The 25,822-nt window shown below is 67.7% G+C and carries 22 protein-coding genes; 9 read left to right on the top strand and 13 right to left on the bottom strand.

Going from position 1 to position 25,822, the window contains the following annotated elements; all coding sequences use genetic code 11:
* The first annotated feature begins 25 nt into the window (after positions 1-25).
* Both F0U63_RS41935 and F0U63_RS41930 read left to right on the top strand, forming a co-directional pair.
* Positions 26-574, top strand: coding sequence for a DUF1697 domain-containing protein (locus tag F0U63_RS41935; protein WP_395839549.1), 549 nt, complete (start codon positions 26-28; stop codon positions 572-574).
* Between the two features lie 103 nt (positions 575-677).
* A complete protein-coding gene (locus tag F0U63_RS41930) occupies positions 678-1,250 on the top strand; it encodes a hypothetical protein (protein WP_395839547.1) in 573 nt (190 codons plus the stop codon).
* 42 nt (positions 1,251-1,292) lie between these two features.
* On the opposite strand, the gene F0U63_RS41925 is transcribed toward F0U63_RS41930, so the two are convergent.
* Positions 1,293-3,938, bottom strand: coding sequence for an alpha-amylase family glycosyl hydrolase (locus F0U63_RS41925; RefSeq protein WP_395839545.1), 2,646 nt, complete (start codon positions 3,936-3,938; stop codon positions 1,293-1,295).
* Between the two features lie 95 nt (positions 3,939-4,033).
* On the opposite strand from F0U63_RS41925, the gene F0U63_RS41920 reads away from it, so the two are divergent.
* The 5 genes from F0U63_RS41920 to F0U63_RS41900 all read left to right on the top strand — a co-directional run bounded on the left by F0U63_RS41920 (position 4,034) and on the right by F0U63_RS41900 (position 11,645).
* Complete coding sequence (locus F0U63_RS41920) at positions 4,034-4,867, top strand: alpha/beta fold hydrolase (protein ID WP_395839543.1); 834 nt, start codon at positions 4,034-4,036, stop codon at positions 4,865-4,867.
* 318 nt (positions 4,868-5,185) lie between these two features.
* Complete coding sequence (locus F0U63_RS41915) at positions 5,186-6,547, top strand: hypothetical protein (protein WP_395839541.1); 1,362 nt, start codon at positions 5,186-5,188, stop codon at positions 6,545-6,547.
* Positions 6,537-7,208 (top strand): hypothetical protein, encoded by a 672-nt coding sequence (locus tag F0U63_RS41910; protein ID WP_395839539.1) that lies wholly within the window; start codon positions 6,537-6,539, stop codon positions 7,206-7,208. The genes F0U63_RS41915 and F0U63_RS41910 overlap by 11 nt, the downstream gene beginning before the upstream one ends.
* A 9-nt stretch (positions 7,209-7,217) precedes the next feature.
* Positions 7,218-8,768 carry a hypothetical protein gene (locus F0U63_RS41905; protein ID WP_395839537.1) on the top strand — a complete coding sequence of 517 codons (1,551 nt, stop codon included), beginning with the start codon at positions 7,218-7,220 and terminating at the stop codon, positions 8,766-8,768.
* Between the two features lie 195 nt (positions 8,769-8,963).
* On the top strand, positions 8,964-11,645 hold the full coding sequence (locus tag F0U63_RS41900) for a GH92 family glycosyl hydrolase (protein WP_395839535.1): 2,682 nt from the start codon (positions 8,964-8,966) through the stop codon (positions 11,643-11,645).
* A 530-nt stretch (positions 11,646-12,175) separates the two neighbouring features.
* Here F0U63_RS41900 and F0U63_RS41895 read toward each other — a convergent pair.
* The 7 genes from F0U63_RS41895 to F0U63_RS41865 all read right to left on the bottom strand — a co-directional run bounded on the left by F0U63_RS41895 (position 12,176) and on the right by F0U63_RS41865 (position 18,567).
* Positions 12,176-12,631, bottom strand: coding sequence for a SitI3 family protein (locus F0U63_RS41895; RefSeq protein WP_395839533.1), 456 nt, complete (start codon positions 12,629-12,631; stop codon positions 12,176-12,178).
* A gap of 54 nt (positions 12,632-12,685) precedes the next feature.
* Complete coding sequence (locus F0U63_RS41890; RefSeq protein ID WP_395839531.1) at positions 12,686-13,156, bottom strand: SMI1/KNR4 family protein; 471 nt, start codon at positions 13,154-13,156, stop codon at positions 12,686-12,688.
* Positions 13,157-13,210: 54 nt separating this feature from the next.
* A complete protein-coding gene (locus F0U63_RS41885) occupies positions 13,211-13,696 on the bottom strand; it encodes an SMI1/KNR4 family protein (protein WP_395848509.1) in 486 nt (161 codons plus the stop codon).
* Positions 13,697-13,698: 2 nt separating this feature from the next.
* Complete coding sequence (locus F0U63_RS41880; protein WP_395839529.1) at positions 13,699-14,355, bottom strand: hypothetical protein; 657 nt, start codon at positions 14,353-14,355, stop codon at positions 13,699-13,701.
* 89 nt (positions 14,356-14,444) lie between these two features.
* Positions 14,445-15,386 (bottom strand): DUF2381 family protein, encoded by a 942-nt coding sequence (locus F0U63_RS41875; RefSeq protein ID WP_395839527.1) that lies wholly within the window; start codon positions 15,384-15,386, stop codon positions 14,445-14,447.
* Positions 15,387-15,500: 114 nt separating this feature from the next.
* Positions 15,501-17,372: a serine/threonine protein kinase gene (locus F0U63_RS41870; RefSeq protein WP_395839525.1), complete on the bottom strand. Its 1,872-nt coding sequence runs from the start codon at positions 17,370-17,372 to the stop codon at positions 15,501-15,503.
* Positions 17,373-17,466: 94 nt separating this feature from the next.
* Positions 17,467-18,567: a hypothetical protein gene (locus F0U63_RS41865; RefSeq protein ID WP_395839523.1), complete on the bottom strand. Its 1,101-nt coding sequence runs from the start codon at positions 18,565-18,567 to the stop codon at positions 17,467-17,469.
* Positions 18,568-18,640: 73 nt separating this feature from the next.
* Here F0U63_RS41865 and F0U63_RS41860 point away from each other — a divergent pair, with 73 nt between their 5' ends.
* Entirely contained in the window at positions 18,641-19,372 is a 732-nt protein-coding gene (locus tag F0U63_RS41860) for a class I SAM-dependent methyltransferase (protein ID WP_395839521.1), read from the top strand.
* A gap of 166 nt (positions 19,373-19,538) precedes the next feature.
* A complete protein-coding gene (locus F0U63_RS41855) occupies positions 19,539-20,678 on the top strand; it encodes a sugar ABC transporter substrate-binding protein (RefSeq protein ID WP_395839519.1) in 1,140 nt (379 codons plus the stop codon).
* A gap of 2 nt (positions 20,679-20,680) precedes the next feature.
* On the opposite strand, the gene F0U63_RS41850 is transcribed toward F0U63_RS41855, so the two are convergent.
* The 5 genes from F0U63_RS41850 to F0U63_RS41830 form a co-directional block, all read right to left on the bottom strand.
* A complete protein-coding gene (locus F0U63_RS41850; RefSeq protein WP_395839517.1) occupies positions 20,681-21,592 on the bottom strand; it encodes an ROK family protein in 912 nt (303 codons plus the stop codon).
* Between the two features lie 73 nt (positions 21,593-21,665).
* Positions 21,666-22,493, bottom strand: a complete 828-nt coding sequence (locus tag F0U63_RS41845) for a hypothetical protein (protein WP_395839515.1) — start codon at positions 22,491-22,493, stop codon at positions 21,666-21,668.
* Positions 22,490-23,224, bottom strand: a complete 735-nt coding sequence (locus F0U63_RS41840) for a hypothetical protein (RefSeq protein ID WP_395839513.1) — start codon at positions 23,222-23,224, stop codon at positions 22,490-22,492. The genes F0U63_RS41845 and F0U63_RS41840 overlap by 4 nt, the downstream gene beginning before the upstream one ends.
* The gene (locus F0U63_RS41835) at positions 23,221-25,281 is read right to left on the bottom strand and encodes a TonB-dependent receptor (protein ID WP_395839511.1); all 2,061 of its coding nucleotides are present in this window, start codon (positions 25,279-25,281) and stop codon (positions 23,221-23,223) included. The genes F0U63_RS41840 and F0U63_RS41835 overlap by 4 nt, the downstream gene beginning before the upstream one ends.
* 141 nt (positions 25,282-25,422) lie before the next feature.
* Positions 25,423-25,779, bottom strand: a complete 357-nt coding sequence (locus F0U63_RS41830; RefSeq protein WP_395839509.1) for a hypothetical protein — start codon at positions 25,777-25,779, stop codon at positions 25,423-25,425.
* Positions 25,780-25,822: the final 43 nt, after the last annotated feature.

The following is a 25,822-nucleotide window of genomic DNA, read 5'->3' as shown; positions in this document are numbered from 1 at the left end:
GCATGGGAGTGGCACGCTTGCTCCCATGTCCCGGATCATCCTGCTTCTTCGCGGCGTCAACGTGGGCGGTCATCGCAAGGTTCCCATGGAGGAACTCCGTCAGACGTGCCGCGACATCGGCTTTGGCGACGTCGAGAGCTACATCCAGAGTGGCAACCTCGTCGTCACCGCTCCCGGGGGCGCGGATGAAGCGGCCGCGATGCTCGAGACCGCGCTGCAACAGCGCTTCGGCTTCGCGGTCGATGTGATCGCCCGGACCGCCCGGCAGTGGGCGGCCTATGCCGCTGGCAGCCCCTTCCCGGACGCCGCCGAGAAGCAGCCGAACCTCCTGCACCTGGCGCTGTCCAAGCAGAAGCCCAAGCCGGGCGCGGCCGCCGCGCTTCGCGAGCGCGCCAGTGCCGGCGAGCTGATCGAGGCCGCGGGCGACGCGCTGTGGGTGCACTATCCCAATGGCGTGGCCAGGACGAAACTCGCCCCGGCGCTGTTCGACAAGGTGGTGGGCTCCCCCGTCACCGCGCGCAATTGGAAGACGGTGCTGATGCTGCACCAGCTGGCGGGGGGCTTGCCCGCCTGACCGCTCGCGGGGTGGGGGAACGGCCAGACGCGGCTCCGTTCCCCGAGGCGCTTGTCCCGGTTCCAGGCACGTCCTCACCTTTCCTCCCATGGAGGTCATCTCGATGAAGCGTGAGCGTCTGCCGTGGGCTCTCGGATGGGCGAGCCTGGGAATTGGACTGACGGAGCTGGCTTTCGCGGAGGGCATCTGCCGCGTGCTGGGCCTGTCGAAGTACCGCGCCGACCGGGTGCGGGCCCTCGGCCTTCGTGAGCTGGCCAGCGGATGGGGCCTCTTGCGTGAGCCCCAGCGGCGGGACTGGGTCTGGGCGCGCGTGGCGGGGGATGCCATGGATCTCACGCTCCTGGCGGTGACCTTCGGCAAGCCGCGCGCGAACCGTGTCTGGCAGGGCGTCATCACCGCTGCGGTCGCCGGGGTGACGCTCGTGGACCTCTACGCCGCCCTGAGGCGAAGCGCGCCGCTCGCACGCTCGGAGTCCGCGGCGCCGTCGCTGGGAACGAACGGGGGCCGCGGCGTCCCCGCCGAGAGCTGGCGGGGAAGCGGCCTGGCCGAGGACGTCGGCTTGAACGGCTCGCGAGGCGAGGAGGGCGAGCCGGAAGAAGTCCGGCAGCGCATGATGGATGAGGCCGCGAAGCGATTGGGGCTGCCGGAGGTGAAGGAGCCCGGCGTTTCCCACTGACCACGCGGCCAGCCGTACTGATTGGAGTGGCGCCTCGAGCCCTCAGGGCACGGTGAGCACGGGCGTGTCGTCCAGGACGAGAGGCGACGTGGCGCCATCCGCTCCCCAGAACTTCCACTGCTCGGACGCGGGGACGAGGGGCCGGTAGCCGTTGTCGTAGTCCCAGGTGGTGACGTAGACCTTCACGCCCTGGAGCGTCGACAGACCGCCGAACAGCTCTCCGGACAGGGTGAGGAAGACGGTGCTGGCGCCCTTGTCCACCTCGATGGCGGCGGTGGGGGAGACCGGGGTGCCCTCCACGGTGGCGGAGGCGCCCCGGGGGTCGAACAGGGCGTTGGACCAGCCGTGGACGCGCAGTCGGTAGTCCCACGTCATGCCGGTGGGGAGCGACGCGTTCTGCTGGGGCATCACGGTGAGGCCCGAGCGTCCGGGCACGTCGATGTAGATGGTGAAGGCCACGTGGTCGAAGCCGTTCTGCGGATTCCAGGTGGTGGTGACGGTCTTCGTCTGGAGCGCCAGCTTGAGTGTGTTGCCCGAGCCCAGGAGGGTGACGCGGCGCAGGTCTCCCTGGTGGTTGACGCCCCAGGTCTCATCGGTGGGGTAGTGGTAGTTCTGCGTGGGGCCCACGTCATCCCCCTCGGGATCGTCGTGGGTGAGCAGGGCGGTGAAGACGCGCTCCACGCGGAAGGTCCACGTGTCGGAGAGCACCTGGTCCTCCCCGGCCCACGCGACGAGCGAGTGCTGGAGGGTGCTGTCCGTCATGCCCTGGGTGCTGACGAGGGTGCTCCAGGAGCCATCCGTCCGCACCGTCACGAGGGGCGCGCCCCCGAGCATGCCATCCACCACGAGGCGGAACGAGGACACGCCGGTGGCGGTACCGGACAGCTCGAAGTCGCCGGGGACGGTGCCGCCGCTGGCGTTGGAGAGGGTGACGCGGGCGGTCTGGGCGGGGGGCGGAACGACGTCTCCCGAGGGCTGGTAGACCCGGGCCGCGCGGGCAGGGAGCTTCAGGGACAGCCGTCCGTCCGCTCCGGTCCGGGTGTCCCGGGCCTCCGGGTCCAGACCCGCGAGCACCTTCAGCCCACTGCCCGCGGCGAGGCCCGTGGGCAGGTTGTCCAGCAACACCTCCTCGTCCGAGGTGTTGAAGACGACGAACGCGACCTGTCCCGCGTCCTCCATCTCGTAGGCGAACACTCCGGCGCGAGCTTCGTTCTGCCGCAGCACCGTGGGGGTGCCATGACGGAAGACGGCGTGCGTCTTGCGCAGTGCCGTCAGCTCGCGGACGAGGGCGTACAAGGGCGCCGTGGTGTCGAAGCGATCCTTGCCTCCCGAGGCGAACCCCTTCTGGAACATGGCGCCGCGCTGCTCGGTGAAGCCCTGCTCGGTGCCGTAATAGAGGACGGGAATGCCCGGCACGGTCATCATGAACAACAGCGCCTGCCGGAGCGCCGCCTCCGAGCCTCCCTTGAGGAAGCGGTCCACGTCGTGGTTGTCCAGGAAGGTGGGCATCAGGTGCGGACGCGGGAACGCCGCCGCCGAGCGCGTCATCCGGTAGCCGAGCTGGGACGTGGGGGCGCCCCGGGCGAACACGTCACCCGTCGTGCGGTAGAGCGGGAAGTCGAGCATGCCCGGCAGCAGGGCGTCACCCGTGGACTCCTCCGTCATGTACGAGGCGATCTTCCGGGTCGCGGTGTCCTGGAAGGGCAGGTCGGTGGCGTAGCCTTCGCCGAACGCGAGGAAGCCCTCCTTGCCCAGGCTCCGGGCGAACGGGACGACGCCCGGGTGGGCCGCGTCCGTGGAGTAGAGGAAGTCCTTGATGCTGGCCGGGGGCACGTAGAAGACCGTGTCCATGCGGAAGCCATCCACGCCCACCTCGCGGATCCAGAAGTCATAGCTGTCCCGGAGGGCCGCGCGCACGGCGGGGTTTTCCGTGTCGAGGTCATCCAGGTCCGACAGCTGCCAGTTCAGCTCCTGGTCGCGCACGCCGTAATCCTGGATGGAGGGCGTCCAGTGGAAGACGTGGGCGTCGCGGTGGGCGGGGCGCGTGGGATCCCACTGATCGAAGGGCGCCTGGGTGGGGCCACACGCGGGCCTGGCACCCGTGTTGAGCTCCACGTGGGCGGACACATCCGCAGGGTCGTAGCGCGTGTACCGGAAGCAGTTGGCCATGTGGTTGAGGACGATGTCCTGCACCAGGTACATGCCGCGCGAGTGCAGCTCCCGCGACAGGCCCTGGTAGTCCTCCAGCGTGCCCAGGTGCGGGTCCACCTGCTTGAAGTCCCGCGCCCAGTAGCCGTGATAGCCGCCGTAGTTGACGAGCGGATCCCACCACTGGTTCGCCACGGGCGGGGTGAGCCACACGGCCGTGGCGCCCAGGCCCTGGATGTAGTCGAGCCGCTCGCGCAGGCCCTTCAAGTCCCCGCCGCTGTACCTCGCCCCATCCGCCGGGTCGTACTCGCCGGCGCCCTGGTCATCGTTGCCTGGATCACCGTTGGCGAAGCGGTCGGTCACGACGAAATAGAGGATCTGATCCCTCCAGTCCGGAGAGGGCACGTGGAGTGGATCCACGGGCGGAGGCGGCGGTGGATTGGGAGGCGTGATGGGGCCGGGCTGGGGGTCGCTCTTGCAGGCGAGCCACGCGGCGGCGGCACACACCGCGGCCAGACGCTTCGAGAAGAGGGAGGGCATGGCGTGGGAGCCTACCCGGGCACGGACGGCGTGGGAGGGCAGGGTTAATGTGCCGGGCGCGGCCGTCCATGGAGTGACGGTCCACGGAGACGCCCATGTACTGCATGCTCGAGCACCTTCACCAGGAACCGGACGCGACGCGCAGCCCGTTGGTGTTGCTGCATGGCTTTCCGGACTCGCCCCGGATGTACGACGCGTACGTACGGGCCGGGGAGCGCGAGCAGCCGTGGCTCCGGGGCCGTGACATCTACGCCATCGCCTTCCCCAACCGCCTCACCCATCCCCACTTCCCCAAGCTGAGCGAGCTGGTGGGGGACGTCCTGCTCGAGGAGGTGACGCGCCTGTTCGATGACCTCGCCGCCGCGAGCCCCACGGGCAAGCTGGTGGTCATCGCGCATGACTGGGGCGCGACCTACACGTGGGCCTATGCCCGGGAACGCCATCCCCAGGCGCCCATCGAGAAGCTGGTGGCCCTGTCGGTGGGCTCCTCGTTCCGCTACGACCTGGGCGAGCACGGCCTCCGGGCCCTGGGGTGGTTCTACGCCCTGTTCTTCAGCCTGCCGTATTACGTGCGCGTGCCGTTCCTCCAGCGCGCCGTGTCCGAGGCCATCCAGCGCTCCGCGGGCTATCGCGGCGAACGGGCCGACCAGCTCCACCAGGACTGCTACCACTACTGGCACGGTCCGCTCTGGCTGGTGCGCTGGCCCTTCGCCTTGCTGGGCGCCGAGTACCAGACGCCGTACACGGACTTTCCCTTCCCCGTGCTCTACATCCGCAGCCCCTTCGATCGGATGGCCTCCACGGACGCCTTCGAGCGCGCGGTGCGCGAGCGCGAGGATTGCCGCTTCCGCCTCTTCGAGGACGTCAACCACTGGTTCCCCGAGCAACACGCCGAGCGCGTCCTGGCCGAGGTCCGCACGTTCCTGTAGGCCGCCGGCCTCGGATTGTTCTCGGGACAATCGGCCGCCCACTCCCTGTCCAACCGGTCAAATGAAATTTTTCCAGTTGATCATGGAGATTGAGGGCTCCGGGGAATCCGGGTAGAATCCCTTGCATCCGTCCGGCGTGTATCGAGAACGTCAAACGACGCGCCAGCTGGCCTTTCGACGGAATCTTCACGCGACTTTTTCCTTTTTTCGTCGCTGATGTGTCGTCCCACTCATGAACGACTGTTTTGACGAGGTGTTCTCGTGTTTCGACGACTCATTGTAGGGGCCGCCGTGTTCCTATCCGGGGCGGCATGGGCCATGCCTCCCGCGGGCGGGGCGTTCTGCTCCACCTATCCCACAGCGCCCGCGTGTACGGGCCAGCAGCCAGCGTGCACGTACTGTCACGTCGCTCCGCCGCAGCGCAACGCCTTCGGTGCCAGCCTGGAACCCCACCTGGTGCCCAACGCGGCACGTCCCCTGTCCTACGGGGACTTCGCGGCCGCGCTTCCCTCGGCGCTCAAGGCCGTCGAGGCGCAGGACGCCGACGGTGACGGCGTGCCCAACCTGGAGGAGATCCAGCGCGGCACCTTCCCGGCGGATGCCAACAGCGTGCCCGTGGACACCGGCCGCTGCCAGGCGGGCGAGAATTCCCAGTACGACGTGTGCCATTACGACGCGCGCTTCGCCTACAAGCGCCTGCTGCTCGACTTCTGTGGCACCCCGATCACCTACGCGCAGCTCCAGGAGTTCAGCGCGTTGAGCGCCGATGCGCAGCTCGCCCGGCTCGACACCGAGCTGGACCGGTGCACCCAGAGCGAGTTCTGGCGCGGCAAGAACGGGCAGCTGTGGAAGCTGGCGCACCCGAAGGTCCGCCCGGTGGGCTCGCTCAAGGCCGGAGAGGACAAAGGTGCCGTTCCCCTCGCCGACTACTATGACGACTACGCGCTCTACGCCTACGCGCAGCTCGACGATCACGACGCACGCGCGGTGATGACGGCGAAACACTACGTGCTCCGGGAGACCAATCCCACCCGCTACTCGGCGGTGCCCTCGCTGCCGATGCAGGCCGTGGATGAGCTGCACCGCGCGGGCAACATCACCTCCACGTGGAGCCTCATCTACTTCGTGATGTTCAGCGCGCTGCCGCGCAACGCCGCGTCCCAGGCCTACCGGGCGTATCTGGGTCTCGACATCGCCAAGCAGGAGGGCCTCTTCAGCATCCCCGGTGAGCCCCGCGACTACGACGGCAAGGGCGTGACCGCGCCCGCCTGCGCGGCCTGCCATGCGACGCTCGATCCGCTCAGCTACCCCTTCCGCAACTACGAGGGCCTGTCCTTCCCGCGCAATCCCGAGGTGCCCTGGGCGAGCTACGTGCCCGGCCGCATCGAGAAGCGCTTCCCCAACGCCACGCCCATCATCACCCAGATGCCGGAGACCGGTTACCTCTTCGGCCAGCCGGTGAGCAACCTCGTCGAGTGGGCGCAGGTCGGCGCCAACAGCGATGCCTTCGCCATCTCCGCCGCCACCGACTACTGGAAGCTGCTCGTGGGCCACCCCCCCACCGCCGAGGAGCACACCGAGTTCGTCGCCACCTGGAAGCGCTTCAAGGACACGCACCAGTACCGCGTGCAGCGCATGCTTCATGACCTGATCCGCACGGAGGCCTACGGTGCGCCCTGATTTCCTTCGCGTGTTGCTGTTGTCCTCCGCTTGTGTCCTCTCCGCGTGCCCCGCGCCCGCGCCCTCGGGGCCGGATGCCGGGACGCCGCCCGCCGATGCCGGCACGGGTAGCTCCGGTGAGGTGGCTCCCTCCTCGCGCAACAACCTGCGCTTCAAGAATCCGGAGCAGCTCACCGCCCACTTCGCCTCGGCGCTGTCGCTGCCGCCGGAGCAGGTGTGCAACGAGCTGGGCCTGTACCCCTGCACCACGTACGTGCACACCGTGGCCCTGGGCGGTGTCGAGCCCTACGGCGTCGGCCTCTACGAGCCCCTGACGTCCTCGGGCGTGACGACTCCCATCGCCATCGATCGCGTGGCGCTGGCGGCGTGTATCCAGCGCGTCTCGCTCGACGCCGCCACCCCTGGGGAGGCGAGCGTGTTCAAGGGCATCGAGCTCGACGCGCAGGGGCGCCTGGCGAACCGGGAAGGCGCGCCGGTGCGCGACGCCATCACCGCCCTCTACCAGCGCGCCCTGGTGCGCAACCCCACGGAGCACGAGGTGGGCACCCTGTCGCAACTGGCCACCGAGATCGAGTCCAAGGGCAGCCAGACGCCGGGGCGTGACTGGATGATCGCCTCCTGCTTCGCCGTCCTCTCCTCCGCCGAATCCGTCTTCTTCTAAGGGAACGTCATGTCACTGAGAAACAATGGACGGCTCTCGCGCCGGGAAATGTTGAAGGCGTTGTCGATGTGCGCGGCGGGCACCGCGATGAGCCCCCTGCTGACGGGTTGCCGGGACGCGCTCACCACCCCGGCGGCACTCGAGCAGCTCGGAGGCGTGCGCCAGGCGCGCCTGGATGGCAAGCCCCGCTTCCTCATCGTGGTGGGCGCGGTGGGTGGCGCCTCCATCATCGACAGCATGCTGGCGGTGCGCGCCGCGGAGACGACGGCGGCGGGCGGCAACGCCGCCAGGCTCAATACCTTTGCCGACTCGCAGCTCGAGGTGGTGGACGGCTCGCCGTTCCGCGCCGTGAAGGTGCAAGGCCAGTTGGGCAACATCCCCTATCCGGTGAAGACGGACCAGTCGGCCTTCGTGAAGAAGTACAAGGACTCCATGCTGGTGGCCACCTCGGTGGGCACGTCGGTCAACCACGTCATCGCGCAGAAGCGCAGCCTCACCGGCAACGGCGCCTGGCGCGGCCGGACGTTGCAGGAGTGCGTGGCCCTCCAGTACGGCGCGGGCTTCCCCATTCCCAACGTGAACATGGGCAACTCGGGCTTCTCCGAGCGCGGCACCGACAGCTCCCTCCCCTCGCACTGCTACGGCGAGGTGGTGGCCAACCCCTCGCTCTGGCCCCTGGGCCTGGATGGCATCAAGGGCCTCAAGGGCGCGCCTTCCCGCGACGTGATGGCCCTGGCCCGCGGCGTGCGCAACTCGCTCGATGCCCAGTCGGTCTTCGGCAAGACCTTCGACGACGCGGCGGCGCTCAAGCTGTGGAACGAGCAGCGCACCTCGGGGCAGCCCGCCCTGGAGGCGCAGGATCTCATCAGCCGCCTCAACGTGATGCGCGACGATCCGTCCAAGACGCCGCTTTCGGAGTATGGCCTGTCGAGCTCCGCCGACGCGGAGCGGTTGCGCGCGGTCTTCCCGTTCTTCGAGACGGATCCCGTGGAGGCGCAGGCGGCGCTGGCCTTCCTGCTGATCAAGCACCGGGTGTCGGTGACGGTGACGCTGGGCCCGTCGTTCAACGTGGCGTTGACCCAGCCGTTCACGTTCACCAACCCGCCGCTGGCCTTCGACTTCAGCCACAATGATCACCGCGCCATCCAGGCCTTCATGTGGTCGCGCCTGATGGGCACGATCGACAAGCTCATCGAGCTGCTCAAGTCGGAGCCCTTCGACTCGAGCGGCGAGAGCCTGTGGGACCGTTCGTTGATCTACATGGCGACCGAGTTCGGGCGCACGCGCAACCGGACGGAGGGCGTGGAGGTCTTCGGCACCGGGCATGACCTCAACAACGGGTTCATGATTCTCTCGCCGAGGGTCCGGGGCAACACGGTGCTCGGAGGCGTGGATCCGAAGACCACGCTGACCTATGGCTTCGACCCGCGCACCGGCGCGCCCCAGCCCGGCAAGGTGGAGTCGAACGAGCCGGACATCTTCTCGGGCATCCTCACCGCGATGGGCGTCGACACGTCCGGCAGCGGACTGCCCGACGCGAGCGCCTTCCTGCGCACCTGAGCCGCCCGGGACCGGGGGGCGCCTTCCCCCCGGCCCGCGTGCGGGTTGGTTTGAGCCGCCATGGTGACGCGGTGCGTGTGGAGCATGCGCTCGCCGACGACCCGTGAATACTCGCGGACTCCAGGAGGAAGATCAAGGTATCCGTGTTATGCCGGGATTGCTGGTCCCGACCATCACACGAAAGGCGGTGCCTTGGTGATTCCAAGCAAGAAGATGCTGGGCGTGCTCCTGCTGTGTCCACTCTGGGCGGGGGAGGCGTTGGCGCTTCCCTCGGACTACGTGAACACGCTGCGAGGGAGCAATTCCGGTGGCGGCTACTCGCGGGGGAACACGTTCCCGGCGGCGGCGGTGCCCTTCGGCTTCAATTTCTGGACGCCGATGACGGATGCGAACTCGACGAGCTGGATCTACGACTACAACCGGAGCGCGATCCAGGCCTTCACCATCAGCCACATGCCGAGCCCGTGGATGGGGGATCGGCAGACGTTCCAGGTGATGCCCCAGACGGGCTCGGTGACGGCGGACCGCGCGAGCCGCGCCGCGGCCTTCAGCCACGCCAACGAGATTGCCCGGGCGCACTACTACAGCGTGAGGTTCAACAACGGCCTCCAGACGGAGATCGCGCCCACGGACCACGGCGCGTCGTGGCGCTTCACGTTCCCGGGCACCAGCTCCTACGTGTTGTTCGACACGGTGGATGGCAAGAATGGCTCGCTCACGATTGACCAGGCCAATGGCGTGGTCTCCGGCTACACGGACCACGCGACGGGGTGGGGTCCCGCGCCCCGCATGTACTTCTACGCGAGGTTCAGCAAGGCGATCGCGGAGTCCCAGAAGGTGACGGGGCAGCGCGCCGTGACGTCCTGGGTGCGCTTCAGCACCTCCCCGGGCGAGAAGGTGACGATGGCGATCGCCACCTCCTTCCTCAGTGTGGCCCAGGCCCAGGACAACCTGGCGCAGGAGATTGGCACCAAGAGCTTCGACACCGTCAAGCAGGAGGCGCAGAACGCCTGGAACGCGCTGCTGGGCAAGATCGAGGTGGAGGGGGCCACGGAGGATCAGAAGACGATCCTCTACTCCAACATGTACCGGACGTTCCTGTACCCGAACTCCGCCTGGGAGAACGTGGGAGGCACGCCCCGCTACGCCTCGCCCTACGCGAGCGGCCATCCCGTGAAGACGGGCAAGGTGTACGTCAACAACGGGTTCTGGGACACGTACCGCACGACCTGGCCCTACTACTCCCTGCTCATTCCCACCCGGGCCGGCGAGATGATCGACGGGTTCGTCAATGGCTACAAGGACGGGGGTTGGGTGACGCGCTGGTCCGCGCCGGGCTATGCCAACATCATGGTGGGCACGAACTCGGACGTGATCTTCGCCGATGCCTACCTGAAGGGCGTGCGCAACTTCGACGTGGCCGCGGCGTATGACTCCATGCTGCGCAACGCGGCGACGTACAGCAGCGATGCGGCCCGGGGCCGCAAGGGAATGGATCGCTCCATCTTCCTCGGCTACACGCCGCAGGATCGCGTGGGCGAGTCGACGTCCTGGTCCCTGGAGGGCTACCTCAACGACTTCGGCATCGGCCAGCTCGCCCAGGCGCTGGGGAAGACCGAGGACGCGCAATACTTCCTCAACCGCTCCCTGAACTACGTCAACCTCTTCTCGCCCTCGGTGGGGTTCTTCCGGGGCAAGAACACGAATGGCACGTGGCGGACCTCGGACGCGGACTTCAAGGCGAACCGGTGGGGCTGTGAGTACACCGAGGGCAATGCCTGGCATTACAGCGTGCTCGCGCCCCAGGACGGGCAGGGGCTCGCCAATCTCTATTCAGGGCGGAGCGGGCTGGCCAACAAGCTCGATGCCCTGTTCTCGGCGGCCCGGGATTACGACGTGGGCTGCTACGGCGGCGTCATCCACGAGATGAAGGAAGCCTACGACGTGAACATGGGCCAGTACGGCCACTCCAACCAGCCCACGCACCACACGCTCTACATGTACAACTACGCGGGGACGCCGTGGCGGACCCAGCAGCGCGTGCGGGACGTCTTGAATACCCAGTACCAGTCCGGTCTCTCCAACGGGTACGGCTACCTGGGTGACGAGGACAACGGCGAGCTGTCCGCGTGGTACCTCTTCAGCGCGATGGGCTTCTATCCGGTGAGCATGGGCCGGCCGGAGTACGCCGTGGGCGCTCCGTACTTCACGAAAATGACGGTCCACCTGGAGAACGGGAAGGACCTCGTCATCAACGCCCCGAACGTCAGCGACACGAACCGGTACATCCAGGGCGTCTCCCTGAATGGGCAGGCGTATACGCGCAACTACCTGCCCCACTCGGCCCTCGTGAACGGCGGCACGCTGGACTTCACGATGGGCGCGTCCGCGACGAACTGGGGCTCGGGCGCGAGTGATCTGCCTCCCTCGCTCACCACGGGCAGCGCCGCGCCGCAACCGCTGGCCGATGTCGCCAAGGGGGGAACGATCTCCGCCAGCGCGGACAACGCCGGGAGTGGTGAGGGCGCCGCCCAGGGCTTCGACGACGACTCGTTGACGAAGTGGCTCGCCTTCCAGTCCACCCCGTGGATCCGCTACCAGCTCACCGGGGCGAAGACGGTGAAGATGTACACGCTGACGTCCGCCAATGACTTCCCCGGGCGGGATCCCCGGAGCTGGTCGCTCCAGGCCTCCAATGACGGCTCCACCTGGGTGACCCTGGATACGCGCACCGGGCAGGACTTCCCCTGGCGGTATCAGACGCGGGCCTTCGCCGTGAACAACAACACGGCCTACAGCCAGTACCGGTTGCAGATCAACGAGACCCACGGCGACTCGATCACCCAGTTGGCGGAGATCGAATTGCTCGGCCGGTAGCCCGCCGCGTCAGGGCCGCGGTTGGTATTCCAGGGCCTCCGACCGGAGTTGCTCGTACTCGCGAGGCAACTCCGGTCGGCGTTGGACGGGAGTTCGCTGTTGCTCCGTCCCTCAGAATTCCTGCGGGTCGCTCCATTCAAAGTCTTCCTCTTGCCAGTTTGTGCGAGAGTTCAGTGTCTCACCAAATCTCTTGATGAAATCCTGGAGGGCTTCGACCTCTGTCCGTCCCAGTCCAGCTTCTCCATCGGGGGCTCCATTGGCGTCTCTCACGCACACATTCGCGACTGCGACGAAGCCTCCGGAGCTTCGCTCAAGGACCTTGATCTTGTATCTGGTCCATGGAATGCCTCGCATGTCGCAGATCTCGAAGAGGCCCACCACCCGCGAAATGCTCGCGGCACCATGTAGATCGAGTGTCCTCCAATCCATCTGACTGCTCCCTTCTTGTTTGTTTTGCCGATTTGAGCGTGATCTTGTCGCCCATGCGATGCCTCAACGTCAGTTGCCGAACTCGACATCAGACGCGGCGGCTACAATAGGGGCGATGGCAAGGGCCGCTTTTCGTGGGGCAGGTGAATCTCGTTTTCCAGCCGTAGCCCGTCCGTCCAGTTCTTGGAGTCTTCGTTGAGCACCAGGTGCCCGCTGAGCCTCTGCAAAACGATGTGCTCCCCGTTGAAGAGCAGGACCCCATCTCGCCCATGCTCCAGCAGGAACATCGTCGCGCGCAGCATGATGCGATTTCCCTCCTTGTATTCGCCGCTATTGGGGTCGAGTCGAAATCCAACGGACAGGTCTGGTCTGAAATGAAATGCCTCCTCAATCATGAGCTTGAAATCTTGATCTGGTTCAATCGCGCTGACCCATATTGCCGGCCCGAGTAGATGGTCATCATCGCTCCACTCGAGCCCGAATCTCTCGGCCATGAGGCGCAATACTTGCGCGGGTTTCAAATCGGTTGATAGCTCAAGACTGTTGTCCAATCCCATGTGATCCCCGCTTTGGTGGACCGGGTTCGTGGCATTCTGACTATGGCCACGGTCTCACTCCCCCAGCCAGTAGAGGCTACGCCGGGTGCGCAGCACCTGCTCCAAGAACTCCGAGAACGAGCGGGCGATCTGCGTGCAGTATTCCAGGTTGGGCCACGTTTCACGGTCTCCATCAATGAGCGGATACCGCCTGTCTACCTGTCGTCTCACGTCCACGACGACATAGTTGCTGTCGCGCACGTAGCAGAGCGCATACATCGAGGCTGGGCCACGCGAATCATCATCCTTTCCACGGATGGCCACTCGTGCCCGGACGATCTTCGACAGGGGAAAGAACTCATAGGGCGAGTCCGGCCTCCGAAGCAGAGAGGCTCCATTGCAGTGCAGGTAGAAGGCTCGCAGGTCCGGGTCCAGCTTCCAGCCCATCCGCCGCTCAAACGCCTCGATCTCCTCGAGCGTGGCAGGAGGATTTGGGAAGTGCTCGCGGGAGACTTCTTCCAGCAAACGGCTCATGGGCGTGGCCATCGTCAGTCCATATAGGGATAGGGGCAGGTTGGGTATCGACGACAGCCGGACCCCTCAACGCCCGGCGGCACGCTTCAACCAGTACTGGCGCCCCTTGCTCCGCAGTGCTTCCTCCAAGAACTCCGAGAAGGAACTGGCAATCTGGCCGCATTGCTTCGGGTCTGGCCATGCTTCATGCCAGCCATCGACGAGGGGGTAACGTCCGTTCTCCTGGCGGCCCACATCCACCACCACGTAATCGCCGTCCTGAACATAGCAGAGTGCATACACGGAAGCGGGACCCCACTGGTCATCGTCTTCGTCGTAGATGGCCACCCGCGCCCGGATGATCTCGGACAAGGGAAGGATGCGGTAAGGGCAACCTGGCCGCTGCTTGAACAACTCCGCCCCGTTGCAATGCAGATAGAAGGCCCGCAGGTCCGGGTCCAGACGCCACCCCCCCCTCCACTCAAACTCCTCGATCTCCTCGGGCGTGGCGGGTGGATACGGGAAGTGCGCGCGGGAGACCTCTTCGAGCAGGCGGCTCATCGGTGTGGTCATCATCAGTTGTCCGTGTAGGGCAAGTCGGGCCCCACTGTATTCCAGGGCGATTGGCCACCGTAGCAAGCGGGGTACGCCTTGGAGAAGACCTTATGCACACCCGGCTGCGCGGGAATGATGTTGTTACGGTCCACCGGGTTGCCACCGTGCTTCAGGTCATGAACATGGTGCCCTGGCCAATTCTCCCCGTTTTCGAAGGGCCACTGCCCGAACTTTTTTGACCAATCATCCCGGAATGAGACTCTGAAGGCGTCCCATGTATCGCGCTGGGTCTCGTTTTCTTCCTTCGATAGTTCTGTGTAGTTGCAGCAGCAGTGATAGATGCCGTAACGGCTCCCGCCCTTGACGGGAACGGGCAAGGCAACGAGGCGTCCCTCCCAGTCGAACTTGAAATCGGCCAGCCACATGCAGCCCATGAGCTTGTAGCCCTCGCTAGCGCACTCCCTCTGGCACCCGTTCATGAACTCCCGGCGACACTGCCAGGGGCCATAGAAGAGGGTCGTCTTCATCCGTCCGCCGGGCACGTTCAACCAGGGCAGTTCCTTCTTCACGGCGGGCTTGGCCCCCGGTGAGGGCGAAGGGCCAGAACCTCCCGTCCCCTGGGTTGTCGCGCATCCGGTGAGAAACACCAACAACACCACCGCTTCGGCCAGCTTCATGGGAACTCCCGTGGTGATGGCTATCCCCTGATGGGTTGCCAGTCCGAGGAACTACCCAGTGAGTCTGACACACGCAGGAGAGCCAGGAATCACGGGAAGGTCACGTTGCCGAGGGTGATGAGACGCTTCCCACTCTGGTCCCACAGCTTCAAGGTGAAGGGGCCTTGGGCTTCCCGGGCCGTCAGTTCCCACTCCACCACGACCACTTCCGCCTCATTTGCGCCCGGCAGGATGGGCGAGGGCTGCCAGCTCACTTTCATCGGCTTGGGCTCCTGGTCCTTGCCAACCAGCGCCGCATCTTTGAGCGCCCAGGGCTGAGTGCCCTGGTTCACCAACTGCATGGCCACGGCTACCCGCAACACGTTCTCCTGACGAGTGGTGACGCGGTAGCTGAAGACACGGCGAAGAACGAGAGCGTTGCTCGCGGGCTGGGTGACATGTCTCGTTATGTGCTCGGCCTTCACGCCTGGGTCGTCCACCGTCATCAACCCGCTGGCGATCAGCCCCGCGAGACCACCCGGTCCCTTCTCCATCCGCAGGCGTTCAAGCTCCTGGCCGAGTTGCTGGGACTTCTTGCGCTCCTCCTGGGTTTCCTTCTGGTAGTCCTCCACGGTGCGTTTGTGGCGGAACACGTTCACCTGCCGTGTCCCGAGTGCGGGGTGTCCCACCAGAATGAAGGTGGCGCTCGTCGGAGCCGACCCGTCCGCGAAGCGCACCACCACGTTGAACTGCTCCCCAGCCTGGAGAGCCGCCGGAGGGTGGAGGGTGAAGCTCCGCGTCCCAGGGGCCACGTCCTCGAAACGCTCGCGTTCTTGCAGCTCCAGCGAGCCCGGCACCAGCGGTGAATCGAAGCGGAAGGTGATGGGCAGTTCCGGGCTGATGCACACCTCCTCCACCTTCCCAGTGGGCTCCGCTGGTAGCTCCACGTGGGACGGGGACGCCTCACAGTCCGGGAGAAGAGGTTCGGCGGTGGCGCTGGCCCCCGCGAGGAGCACCAGCGCCAGGAGGGCGGCGGGGGACGAGGCGAACACGAACGGGAACCTCACGAGGCGGGACGAGACCGGAGACGTGGCCTCTACCACACCTCCCCCCCTGGTAGTGTGGGGGCCGTATCGGGCTTGCGGCCCGCCAATCGCTGTGCCGGTTCACTCGAAGCGATCCACCGCCTCCAGGTCTTCGATCCAGAAAATCAGGACATTGTCCGGCGTACTCCCTGACTCCATCTCAGTACCGGGACCGGGCTTGTAGTACCCACCACCTCGCTTGGCCATACGCTCCCCGGTGAAGATTTGCATGCAGACCTTGTAGGTGTCCCCCGTGGGGGTCTGGGCCTCGGTGAACCGGCCATAGACGCGACCTTCCCCGAAGTAGAGGCGTCCGTGGAGGCTGGTCCCCACCGGCAGTTTTCCCCGCGTTCCGCCGGTCTTCACCGAGGTGAGTCCTTCGCGCACGGAGACGAACTGGCGCTGGGGACCGTCGGGGGCGAATAGACCGTCAACCTTTGCCCCTATGTTGATGCCGAGCGTTTCGGTCATGGTCTCGACGGCACCCGCCGGGCACGCTTCGGCTTCGGGGGCGGGACGCACCTGGGCACCGGGACACGCCGTGTTGGCGGCAGCGGCGGCGCCGACACACCACCTGGCCACGGTTGAGAGGGCCCCTTTCTGCTTCTTGTCCCCCGGGGGGCTGGGGGCCTGCTGCTTCTTCAAGGCGTCGTCCTTGGGTCGCGTCACCAGCGAGGCGACGACCGCAGGGGTTTGCTTCGCCGGGGGCGGAGCTGCGGTCCGCTCAATCTCCGGCGGCGGCCACGAGGGCGCCACTTCCTGACCGGGAAGTGACTTCCACGTTGGGGAGGGGGCGGAGGATGCCACGGATGGGGACTCGGGCTTCCACCGCCGCGCGAGCCACCCCCCAGCAAGGGCCACGCCCACCAGCACCGCCATCCACACCGCCGCACGCCGAAGCGCCTGGAGCGCCATGGCCTGCACGGGCACCTGCGCCACCGAGGCCGGAGTCGGTGTCGCCGGAGTGGGCTCCACGGAGGGCTCGGCCGCCTCGGGCTTCTTCCGCGCCGCGGCCCCCCGGCGGCCCTGCCTCGGTCCACGGGGGCCGTCATGCAGGGGCACCTGCCAGGAAGCATCCGCACGGGCCTGCAGGTGCGACAGCTCCTTCACCAACTCCAGGACGCTCGGGTAGCGCTTCTCCGGCGTCTTCTCCAAGAGCTTCATGCATACGTCACTCACCACCAGCGGCACGTTGGGGTTGACGATGTGCGGCGGCAGGGGCTCCTGGTGGATGACGGCCTGCACCGAGGCCTCGTCATCCCACGCCACCTCGAAGGGAAAACGACGGGTGAGCAGCCGGTAGAGCACCACGCCCAGCGCGTATTGGTCGTCCGCCTTCCCGGGCCGATAGGTGACTCGCCGGTCGTTCCAGTGCTCCAGGCCGAAGCGCCACGCCTCCGGGCTGCGGTAGTGGGGTGTCCCCGGGGGAAACAGGCCCTCGGTGATGGTGGTCTGCCCCTCTCGCCTGGCGGCCCCGAAGTCCAACAGCACCGGCTCCCCATCCTCGTCACGCACGACGATGTTGGCCTCCTTCACGTCCCGGTGGACGACATGCTTGTCATGCGCCACGGCCAGCCCCCGTGACACCCCCACCAGCTTGCCCACCACGGCCCACGTATCGGGGTTGTCTTCCCAGGCCCACACGTCGAGCGGGCGGCCCTCGACGTAAATCATCTTCAAGCAGAAGAACTCGGGCAGCACCGGCGGCCAGTAGCTGAAGCCCATCTGTTGCACGAGGTTCTTGTGCTGGAAGGGCATGGCGAGCACGCCCTCGCGCTCGGCCCACTGTTTGGCCCGGTAGAGCGGGACGAACTTGAGGGCGAACAGGATGCCCGTCAGCTTGTCCCGTGCCCGGTACACGGTGCCGTAGCCCCCTCGCTCCACCAGCTCCTCGATGATCGCGCCGTTGACGTTCGTGCCGGGCGGCAGGTCCGGCGTGTCCCGCTCGTTCATGGCGCCACACGCTAGCAGCTCACCGGGGCGGATACCTACCTGGTGAGACTCCCTCGCGGGGCCAACTTCTCGGACAGGGTGGCGACTCGCCGGGTCAGGGCCACAGTTGGTGTTCCAGGGCCTTCTCCCGGAGTTGCTCGTACTTGCGCAGCAACTCCGGTTGGGTCAACGACTCGTCCCCGAAGAAGAACCCCTGCTCCTCACGCAGCAGGGTGAAGTGCTCCCGGAGGACGCCCAGGGCCCAGTCGGCCCGCTGGAGGGTGGTCGGCGTGCAGGACTGGCCGTGCAGGTCATCGAACAGGTCCAGCACGTGGGAGCGGAAGCCCTCGACGAGGTACAGGCGCCGCAAGTCCTCGTCGCTCCTCAAGGCCCGCTGCCAGCGCTCGTTGATGCCTCGCTGCCAGGACAACACGTGTTCTTCGGCGCCCATGGCCTCCAGCCGCGCCCGCTTGTCCTCGTAGTGCTCGAGCGCGTACGTCTTCTCCTCCCGGTAGGCGCACAGGCGTTGCCGCTCGTCCAGGCCCTGGGGATTGCGCAGGAGGTGGTCGAAGAAGTTGCGCGTCTCGAAGCGCTCGATGCCATGGAACAGGGGCGTCGCGAGCCCGTTGTTGTTGTAGTGCTGGCGCGGCTCGAACCGGTACATGTAGCCGAAGTCGAAGAGGGTCACCCGCTCACCGTCATCCAGGACGTTGCCCGGGCAGAAGTCCCACTCGAAGAAGCCATGCAGCTCCAGGTTCACGATGGCGCCGAAGAGCTGCGCGTAGACCCGGCCGTCGTAGCGCTGGAGCCGCTCCCCCTCGATCCAGGGCGAGAGGATCACCCCATCGAGCAGGGACGCATAGTGCGTCTCGACGATATGGGTGAAGCGTGGCGCGCTTGACGCATCGCGTTTGAGTTCAGTGAAGTCCCTCCGGCGCTGGACCTCGTTGAGGAACGACGTCTGCCCATCCACGTTCTTCACCCGGCTCTCGGGCCGCTTGCGTTTGAGCGTCCAATGACGTCCGCCCGCCTGGAGCCGATAGACGGAGGCGGTCAGTCCGGACTCGATGACTTGCACCACGTGCGCGTCGTGGGCCGTGGTGGCCACCAGGGTGTCCAGGGGCAAGGGCAGGGTGGAGCGATCGCCCACCTCGAGCGGCTGGCCGCTGGCGAGGAAGGAAAGCTGGGCGTGTTGTCTTTCTTCTTCCAGGGTCATTCGAGTGGGTTCCAGGGCAGAATGCCTCGCACGGACCGGCCCCATTCAGGGGAGTCCGTGGGGAGCATGCGACATGGCGGCGCAATACGACACCGTGGGCAACAAGTACGAGCAATTCAAGGACACGGCGCCCCTGCCCATCCCGGAGCGGCATACGTTCTTGAAGCTCGTGGGTGATCTGCACGGCCAGCGTGCCTTGGATCTGGCCTGCGGCGCTGGCTACTACACGCGGTTGTTGAAACAACAGGGGGCCGAGAACGTCATCGGGGTGGACGTCTCCCCGGAGATGGTGGCGATCGCCCGGCAGCGGGAGCAGGAGCATCGGCAAGGCATCCAGTACCAGGTCGCCAATGCCGCCCAGCTCCCCCACCTGGGAGACTTCCACCTGGTGACGGCCATCTACCTGCTCAACTACGCATTCACCCGGGACGAGTTGCTGGGCATGTGCCGCGGGGCCTACTCCAACCTCGTGGAGGGCGGACGCTTCATCGCCTTCACCATTGATCCGCACTTCGTGCTGGAGAAGGGGAACTGGGGGAAGTACGGCTTCGAGGTGCTCGGCGAGCGGCTCGAGGGGGAGCGCCATGTGGCCCGGGCGCGCTTCCACTCGTCTCCCCCCGCGGACGTCGACTACTGCCGGTGGTCCACGTCCACCTATGAGTGGGCCATGACGCAGGCCGGCTTCCGCCAGCTCGAGTGGCGGCACTTCGAGATTCCTCCCGAGGCGGTGGAGAAGTTCGGCGCGGAGTTCTGGAGGGAGTACCGGGAGAATCCGCTGCTCGTGGCCCTGACTGGCCGGAGGTAGACAATCCGGGACACACCCTTGCCAGAATTTTCCCCAGCCGCCTCCTCTTCCCGAGAGGCGGCGCGGGGGCCCGACTCGAAAACTTGTCGTCCCTTCCGGGACGGCGCCAGGATGCCGCTCCTTACCCCCTGAGGAGATCTTCTCCTCTGAAGAAGGACGGATGCACATGCATTCACCGACGTCTCCGATTCGCACCGCCGGAATGCTCGCCGCGCTGTTGCTCCTGGCCCCCGCCTGCAAGCGCGACAACCCCGACGCCAAGGGCGCTCCGGCCACGGCCCAGAAGGAGGGCGGAGCTCCCGCGGCGGCCTCGGGCGGGAAGATCGCCCTGCTGCTGCCCGAGTCGAAGACGGCCCGCTATGAGACCCATGACCGTCCGCACTTCGAGCGCAAGGTGCGCGAGCTGTGTCCGGACTGCGAGATCCTCTATAGCAACGCCGACCAGGACGCCGCCAAGCAGCAGAACCAGGCCGAGGCGGCCCTGACCAACGGGGCGAAGGTGCTCGTGTTGGATCCGGTGGACTCGGCCTCCTCGGCGGCCATCGTCGCACGCGCCCGTCAGTCGAAGGTGGCGGTGCTCAGCTACGAGCGCCTCATCCTCAACGCGGACGTGGACTACTACATCTCCTTCGACAACGAGCAGGTGGGCAAGCTCCAGGGTCAGGCCCTGGCGGACAAGCTGAAGGCGGATGGCAAGGGCTCGGGCACCATCGTGATGATCCACGGCTCGCCCACGGACAACAACGCGACGCTCTACAAGAAGGGCTCGCACAGCGTCATCGACGGCAGCGGCCTGAAGGTCGGCGCCGAGTACGACACCCCGGACTGGAGCCCGGACAAGGCGCAGCAGCAGATGGAGCAGGCCATCACGCGGCTGGGCAAGGAGAACATCGCGGGCGTGTACTGCGCCAACGACGGCACGGCCAGCGGCGCCATCGCGGCGATGAAGGCGGCGGGCCTCAATCCGCTGCCGCCCGTCACCGGCCAGGACGCGGAGCTGGCCGCCATCCAGCGCATCCTCACCGGCGATCAGTACATGACCGTCTACAAGGCCATCAAGACGGAGGGAGAGATCGCCGCCGAGGTCGCCGTGGCGCTGCTGCGCACGGGCCAGCCCCCGGCGGGCCGGGTCAATGGCCAGGTGAACAACGGCATGAAGGACGTGCCGTCCATCCTCCTGCCCGCCCAGGTCGTCACCAAGGACAACGTGAAGAGCACCGTCGTCGCGGACGGCTTCTGGACGCCCGCGCAGATCTGCGAGGGCGCCTACGCGACCGCGTGCGCCTCCGCGCAGCTCCAGCCGTGACTTCAGCCGCCCCGCCCCGGACGTGCCGCGTCCAGGGCGAGGGCGAGGGCGCCCAGCACCCCGGCGCGGTCTCCCAACCCCGGGGGCACGATGTACGAGTCCAGGTGCTCGAGCAGGGCGGGCGCCTGGATGTAGCCGTTGAGCAGGCGGAGCACCTCGGCGCGCACGCGCGGGAAGAGGTGCCCCTGGGCCATCACCCCGCCGCCGAGGATGAGGCGCTGGGGGGAGAGGACGCAGATGTAGTTGGCGAGGGCCTGCGCGATGTAGTGCGCCTCGAGCGCCCAGGCCGGGTGGTCCGGCGACAGGGACTCGGCGGGCTGGCCCCAGCGCTTCTCCAGGGCGGGACCGGACGCGAGCCCCTCGAAGCAGTCTCCATGGTAGGGGCAGCAGCCGGGGAAGGGATCCGCCTTCGCGTCGCGGGGCGGGCGGAAGTGGCCCATCTCCGGATGGAGCAGGCCGTGCAACAACCGGCCGTTGATGAGCGCTCCTCCGCCGATGCCCGTGCCCACCGTGAGGTAGATGAACGTGTCGAGCCCCTGGGCCGCGCCCCACTGTTTCTCGCCCAGGGCCGCGCCATTCACGTCGGTGTCGAAGCCGACGGGGATGTCCAGGGCGCGGCGGAACGGACCCGCCAGGTCGGCGTTCCTCCAGCCCGGCTTGGGCGTGGAGGTGATGAAGCCATACGCCGGCGAGTCCGGATGCAGCTCCACCGGGCCGAAGGACGCGATGCCCAGGGCGGCCAGGGGGCCGTGCTGGCGCGTCTGCTCCTGGAAGAAGGCCAGGGCCTGGCCGATGGTGGCCTCGGGGGTGGTGGTGGGGATGCGCACGAGCGCCCGGATGTCGTCCGGGCCCGTCCCCACGGCGCATACGAACTTGGTGCCTCCCGCCTCGATACCACCCAACAGTGTCTTCACGGCGACCTCCTGGTCACGCCCCCCCTCTACCGCGTGAGGGGGCGGTATTCCACAGGGAGGTGGCCCGGGGCGTTCAGCGCACGCGCGGCGCGCACTCGCCCTCGCCCCGGTAGTGACCCACCGTGCGGACCAGGGCGGTGACGAAGTCGCGCAGGTTGCGCACCTTCGAGGCGCCGCCGGTGCCGTACTGGTCCGGGGGCAGCTGCGTCAGGTCCACCCGCTCCAGCTCCTCGAGGGTGATCTGCCCATCCGCGCCGACGATGCCCGCCTGGTCGGCGGCGGCGAGCGCATCGAAGCGCATCTTCGCGTCCGGCGACTGGAGGTCATCGAAGAACAGGTGGTCCCCGTGGATGGTGAGCTGCAACATCTCCTCACCGCCGTTGGGCACGGTCACGCCCTCGCCGAGGTCCGGGTGCTCGCACTTCTCGTAGAGTGTGTTGGTCGGGAAGCCCCACTCGAAGCGCTTCGTCTCCGTGCCCTTCGTCGCCACGCCTTGCACGAACACGGACCAGCCGCTCGTCTTCATCCGCTCCACGTCCTCGGCGCTCGCGTTGCCCGCCTGTGCGCTCGCCGACGGGGCGATGGCATAGCTCACCGCGTCCCAGTCCGCCGCCGGAAGTCCGGTGAAGCTCCGCACCGTCACGGGGCCGGGCTTGTGCACGTCGAACACCTGGGCCTGCGTGGACTCCGCGGCCACCTTTCCATCGTGGGAGGCCACCTTCACCTCGCCGAGGGTGACCAGGAACTTGGAGAACTTCACCGACCAGCCATCCGCGAACGCCGTCGCGGGGATTTCCTTCTCGATGTAGTCCTCCCCATAGGTGGTGAGGGTCAGGTCCCCCGAGCCCCCACCGCACGACGCCAGCCCCAGCAAGCCCAATCCCAGCAGCAGCTTCTTCATTGCGTTGCTCCTTCCTCCCACGTCACGACGTAGGCACCCGTGTCCTCCACGCCCCGCACCAGGGCGTTCATCGCCTGGCTTCCGGTGGGGAACGTGGACACGCCCTCGGCGTCCGCGGGGGATGCCGTGGCGAAGTCGATCCGGCCCAACCACGTGTTCAAGTCGACGGCGATGCGCACCCGGCCCACCTCCTCGGCCAGCTCCCGCTCGAAGCGGATGCCCTCGATGGGCTTGGGCAGGTCCAGGACCACGTCGAAGCGCACCTGCTGTCCATTCGCGTGCGTCGCCGTGCCACGGACGCGCACCGCGTGGCCTCCCGGGGGGACCGGCAGCGTCAGCTCCATCGAGCCGTAGTCTCCCGTCACCGCGTTGGCCTCGCCGAGCACCGTGGGAGAGGCCGCCAGCAGATCCACCACCGTGGTGCTCAGGACCTCGGCCAGCGCGTCGCCGGGGAGGTAGTGCCCCGGGTGCGCCCACGCCGTGCCGCCCAGCAGCAAGAAGGGATCGAAGCGGGGGGCGCGGTGGGACAGCAGCACGTGCCCTTCGTAGAAGCGCACGGGGCCCACGGAGACATGGAGGGCCTCCGGGGTCACCGCCCAGCCCCGCTCGTTCGGGCCCGTCATCGGTTGGAGCGTCATCTCCACGGGGAAGGTGCGCCGTTGGGCTCCCGTGCCACAGCTCGTCAGGAGCACGAGCAGCAGCAGCGCATGGGAAAGGGACACGCGTTTCACAGATGGACCTCCAGGGTGAGCGAGGCCGTTCGTGGCGGTCCCGCGGTGAAATGCCGGCTGGGGACGAGGCTCGCGGGCGCCTGGGGATCGAAGCGCGAGCCGTACACGAACTCGCCGTCGCGCCACCGCGCATCCAGGACGTTCTGCACCTCGAGCCGCAGGGCCACGCCGCGCAGCCGCGCGCCCAGGAGCACGTCCGCGAGGAACACCGTGCGGCTGTACTCGTCGAAGGGCAGGGGCTTCGGCCCGAGCAGCGTCATGCCGAGCCCCGCGCTGAGCGCCAGGGGCTCTCCCCACACGGACACGGTCCGGTTCCAGCCCACGTCACCCCGGGCCACCAGGGGCGCGAAGTAGGGCAGCAGGGTGTTCGTCGCGAGCACCCGCGCGTGCGCCACCGTCGCGCTCAGCGCGGCGAGCACTCCGGGAAGGGGGCGGGCCTGAAGCGCCGCCGACAGCCCCGCGCGCACCGTCTCGCCGGTGAAGGCCGTGGTGCCCACCGTGTGGTCGAAGAAGACGTCATCCTCCACCTGCGAGCCGAACAGGCTGAGCTGCGCCGCCACCCGCTCGCCCTCCCGCCGGGCGCCCAGCTCCGCGCTGCGGACCGAGACGAAGGGAGTGCGCTCGCCCTCCGACAGGCTCCGGGCCTGCGGCGAGCGGAAGCCGTCCCCGTAGTTGGCGAACAGCCGCCAGTCGTCGGTGAGGGCGTACTCGAGCCCCGCCTTCGCGCCCAGGTGCGTGCCGAAGGCCCCGCGCGAGTAGCCCTGGCCATCGGTGTAGCGGGGATCCTGGAAGGCGAGGGCGTCGAACACCTCCACGCCCAACGCGTCCGCCCGGCCTCCGAGCATCAGGCTCCAGGCGCCCAGGACGAGCCGCGCCTCCGCGTGGCCCCACACGTTCGTCTGCACGAATTGGGCGTCCACCTCGTTGGCGAAGAAGGTGCCGTCCGTCTCCCGGTAGCGGCGCTGGGTCTGGGTGGCGCCATCCCTCCGGGCGCCCAGGCCCAGCTCCAGCGCCACGTCCTCGCCGAGCACCTGGAAGTGCCGCCGGTGCTCCGCTCGCGCGCCCAGCGTCCGCGCGTCATGCGTCTGCTCCAGCCCGTCCCCGCGCGCGTCCACCCGGAAGCCCGTGAAGTTGTTGCGCAGGCGCAGGTCCGTCAGCAGACCGAAGACCTCCAGCCGCGTGCGCTCCGTGCCCCGCCGGGGCAGCTCCATGCCGAGCAGCAGTTGATGCCGGGTCGCCGCGCCGCCCTGCCGGGCGAAGGGGGCGTCGAAGAAGCCGCTGCGCCCCGCGAGCAGGTCGTCCTCGCGCACGACGCCGGGGGAGTCGAAGCGCGTGGTGTAGCTGCCCGCGAGCGCTCGCAGCCGCAGTGTGCCCGCGCCCGTCTCCACGGCCGTCACCGCCTGGGCGAGCAGGGAGGCCCGCCCGAAGGTCCGCCCCGGTCCGAAGCCCTGGCCCTCGCCCAGCTCCACCGCGGCGAAGGTCTCCGCGTCGTCTCCCGGGCGGAAGGCGGCCACCACCCGGTGCTGCCCGTACTGGCCCAGGGTGCCCGACAGCAGGACGCCGGGCTCCTCGAGTCCCAGCTCCAGCCGCACCGTCCCCGCCACCGCGAAGTCGCCCTGGGCGGCCCGGTAGGAGCCCTCCGTCACCCGGAGCTCGCGCACCACCTCGGGGATGATGAAGTTCAGGTCCGCGTAGCCCAGCGCGTGGATGTGGCTCACCTCGTTGACGGGCAGGCCCCCCACGTTCAGCTCCACGTCCTGTCCGTGGAGCGCGTCGAAGCCGCGCAGGAAGAGCTGCTGGGCCTTGCCCTCGCCGCCATGCCGCGAGGCGACGAGCCCCGGCACCAGCCGCAGCACGTCCACCGCGCCCTTCCGGGGCGCCGCGTCCATCACCTCCCGGTCAATCGTGAGCTCGGACGCGCCATGCGCCGGCCGCGCCGCGCGCACCGTGGTGTTCGCGGCGGGCGGGGGCGGGGGCTCCTCGGGGGGAGGCTCTTCACTGGGCGGGACGGGCGCCTCTTCGCGCCGCTCCTCGGACAAGGGGGGGACGTCTTCCATTCCTCCACCGTCCCAGGGGGACAGGGAGGCACAGAGCAACAAACAGAGTGGAATCACGGGGGGCTCGGACAGACCAATGCCTGACGCTCCCGCTTTCGCGGGGCGCACGCTTTTGACTGACTTCAGAAAGGGGAGCCGGGACTAGGGGCCTTGCGGCATCGCCGTGGGGCGGGGCGGCTCACCCGGCAGCGACAAGGGCCCCCGGGAGACTTCCCACCGCAGGGGCGTCCAGCGGACCGCGGGGGCGTGTACCTCCACCCGGGCCACGGCCAGCGCGAGCAGGTGCTCCACGGAGCCGACCGGGTGCTGGTGTCCCACGGCGCCCAGGACCGGTTCCCGCTCGTGGCCGCGCGCTTCCAGGGCCACGGGGGCGTGGCGCCGGGAATGGGAGTGGCCATGGCCCACCACCGCGTGGAGCACCGGCGCCAACGCGAGCCCGTACACCAGGACCACCAGGCCCAGGCATGCCAGGTCTCGGCGGTCTCGGGGGTCCAACACGGGCGGCGGGCTCCGACGGGAAGGGGGGAGCGCCTCCCTATCC

It is taken from the genome of Cystobacter fuscus, from assembly GCF_044360685.1.
Classification (GTDB): domain Bacteria; phylum Myxococcota; class Myxococcia; order Myxococcales; family Myxococcaceae; genus Cystobacter; species Cystobacter fuscus_C.
Note: the sequence above shows the minus strand (reverse complement) of the source record. Positions and strands in the feature narration are given on the sequence as shown.

Excerpts from the sequence above, each read along its gene's own strand:
- F0U63_RS41845 (WP_395839515.1), bottom strand. The coding sequence starts at position 22,493 with ATGAAGAAGCTGCTGCTGGGATTGGGCTTGCTGGGGCTGGCGTCGTGC.
- F0U63_RS41860 (WP_395839521.1), top strand. The coding sequence starts at position 18,641 with ATGGCGGCGCAATACGACACCGTGGGCAACAAGTACGAGCAATTCAAG.
- F0U63_RS41915 (WP_395839541.1), top strand. The coding sequence starts at position 5,186 with ATGCCTCCCGCGGGCGGGGCGTTCTGCTCCACCTATCCCACAGCGCCC.
- F0U63_RS41920 (WP_395839543.1), top strand. The coding sequence starts at position 4,034 with ATGTACTGCATGCTCGAGCACCTTCACCAGGAACCGGACGCGACGCGC.
- F0U63_RS41930 (WP_395839547.1), top strand. The coding sequence starts at position 678 with ATGAAGCGTGAGCGTCTGCCGTGGGCTCTCGGATGGGCGAGCCTGGGA.
- F0U63_RS41855 (WP_395839519.1), top strand. The coding sequence starts at position 19,539 with ATGCATTCACCGACGTCTCCGATTCGCACCGCCGGAATGCTCGCCGCG.
- F0U63_RS41895 (WP_395839533.1), bottom strand. The coding sequence starts at position 12,631 with ATGGGATTGGACAACAGTCTTGAGCTATCAACCGATTTGAAACCCGCG.
- F0U63_RS41935 (WP_395839549.1), top strand. The coding sequence starts at position 26 with ATGTCCCGGATCATCCTGCTTCTTCGCGGCGTCAACGTGGGCGGTCAT.
- F0U63_RS41925 (WP_395839545.1), bottom strand. The coding sequence starts at position 3,938 with ATGCCCTCCCTCTTCTCGAAGCGTCTGGCCGCGGTGTGTGCCGCCGCC.
- F0U63_RS41885 (WP_395848509.1), bottom strand. The coding sequence starts at position 13,696 with ATGACCACACCGATGAGCCGCCTGCTCGAAGAGGTCTCCCGCGCGCAC.
- F0U63_RS41880 (WP_395839529.1), bottom strand. The coding sequence starts at position 14,355 with ATGAAGCTGGCCGAAGCGGTGGTGTTGTTGGTGTTTCTCACCGGATGC.
- F0U63_RS41905 (WP_395839537.1), top strand. The coding sequence starts at position 7,218 with ATGTCACTGAGAAACAATGGACGGCTCTCGCGCCGGGAAATGTTGAAG.
- F0U63_RS41865 (WP_395839523.1), bottom strand. The coding sequence starts at position 18,567 with ATGACCCTGGAAGAAGAAAGACAACACGCCCAGCTTTCCTTCCTCGCC.
- F0U63_RS41890 (WP_395839531.1), bottom strand. The coding sequence starts at position 13,156 with ATGGCCACGCCCATGAGCCGTTTGCTGGAAGAAGTCTCCCGCGAGCAC.
- F0U63_RS41835 (WP_395839511.1), bottom strand. The coding sequence starts at position 25,281 with ATGGAAGACGTCCCCCCCTTGTCCGAGGAGCGGCGCGAAGAGGCGCCC.
- F0U63_RS41870 (WP_395839525.1), bottom strand. The coding sequence starts at position 17,372 with ATGAACGAGCGGGACACGCCGGACCTGCCGCCCGGCACGAACGTCAAC.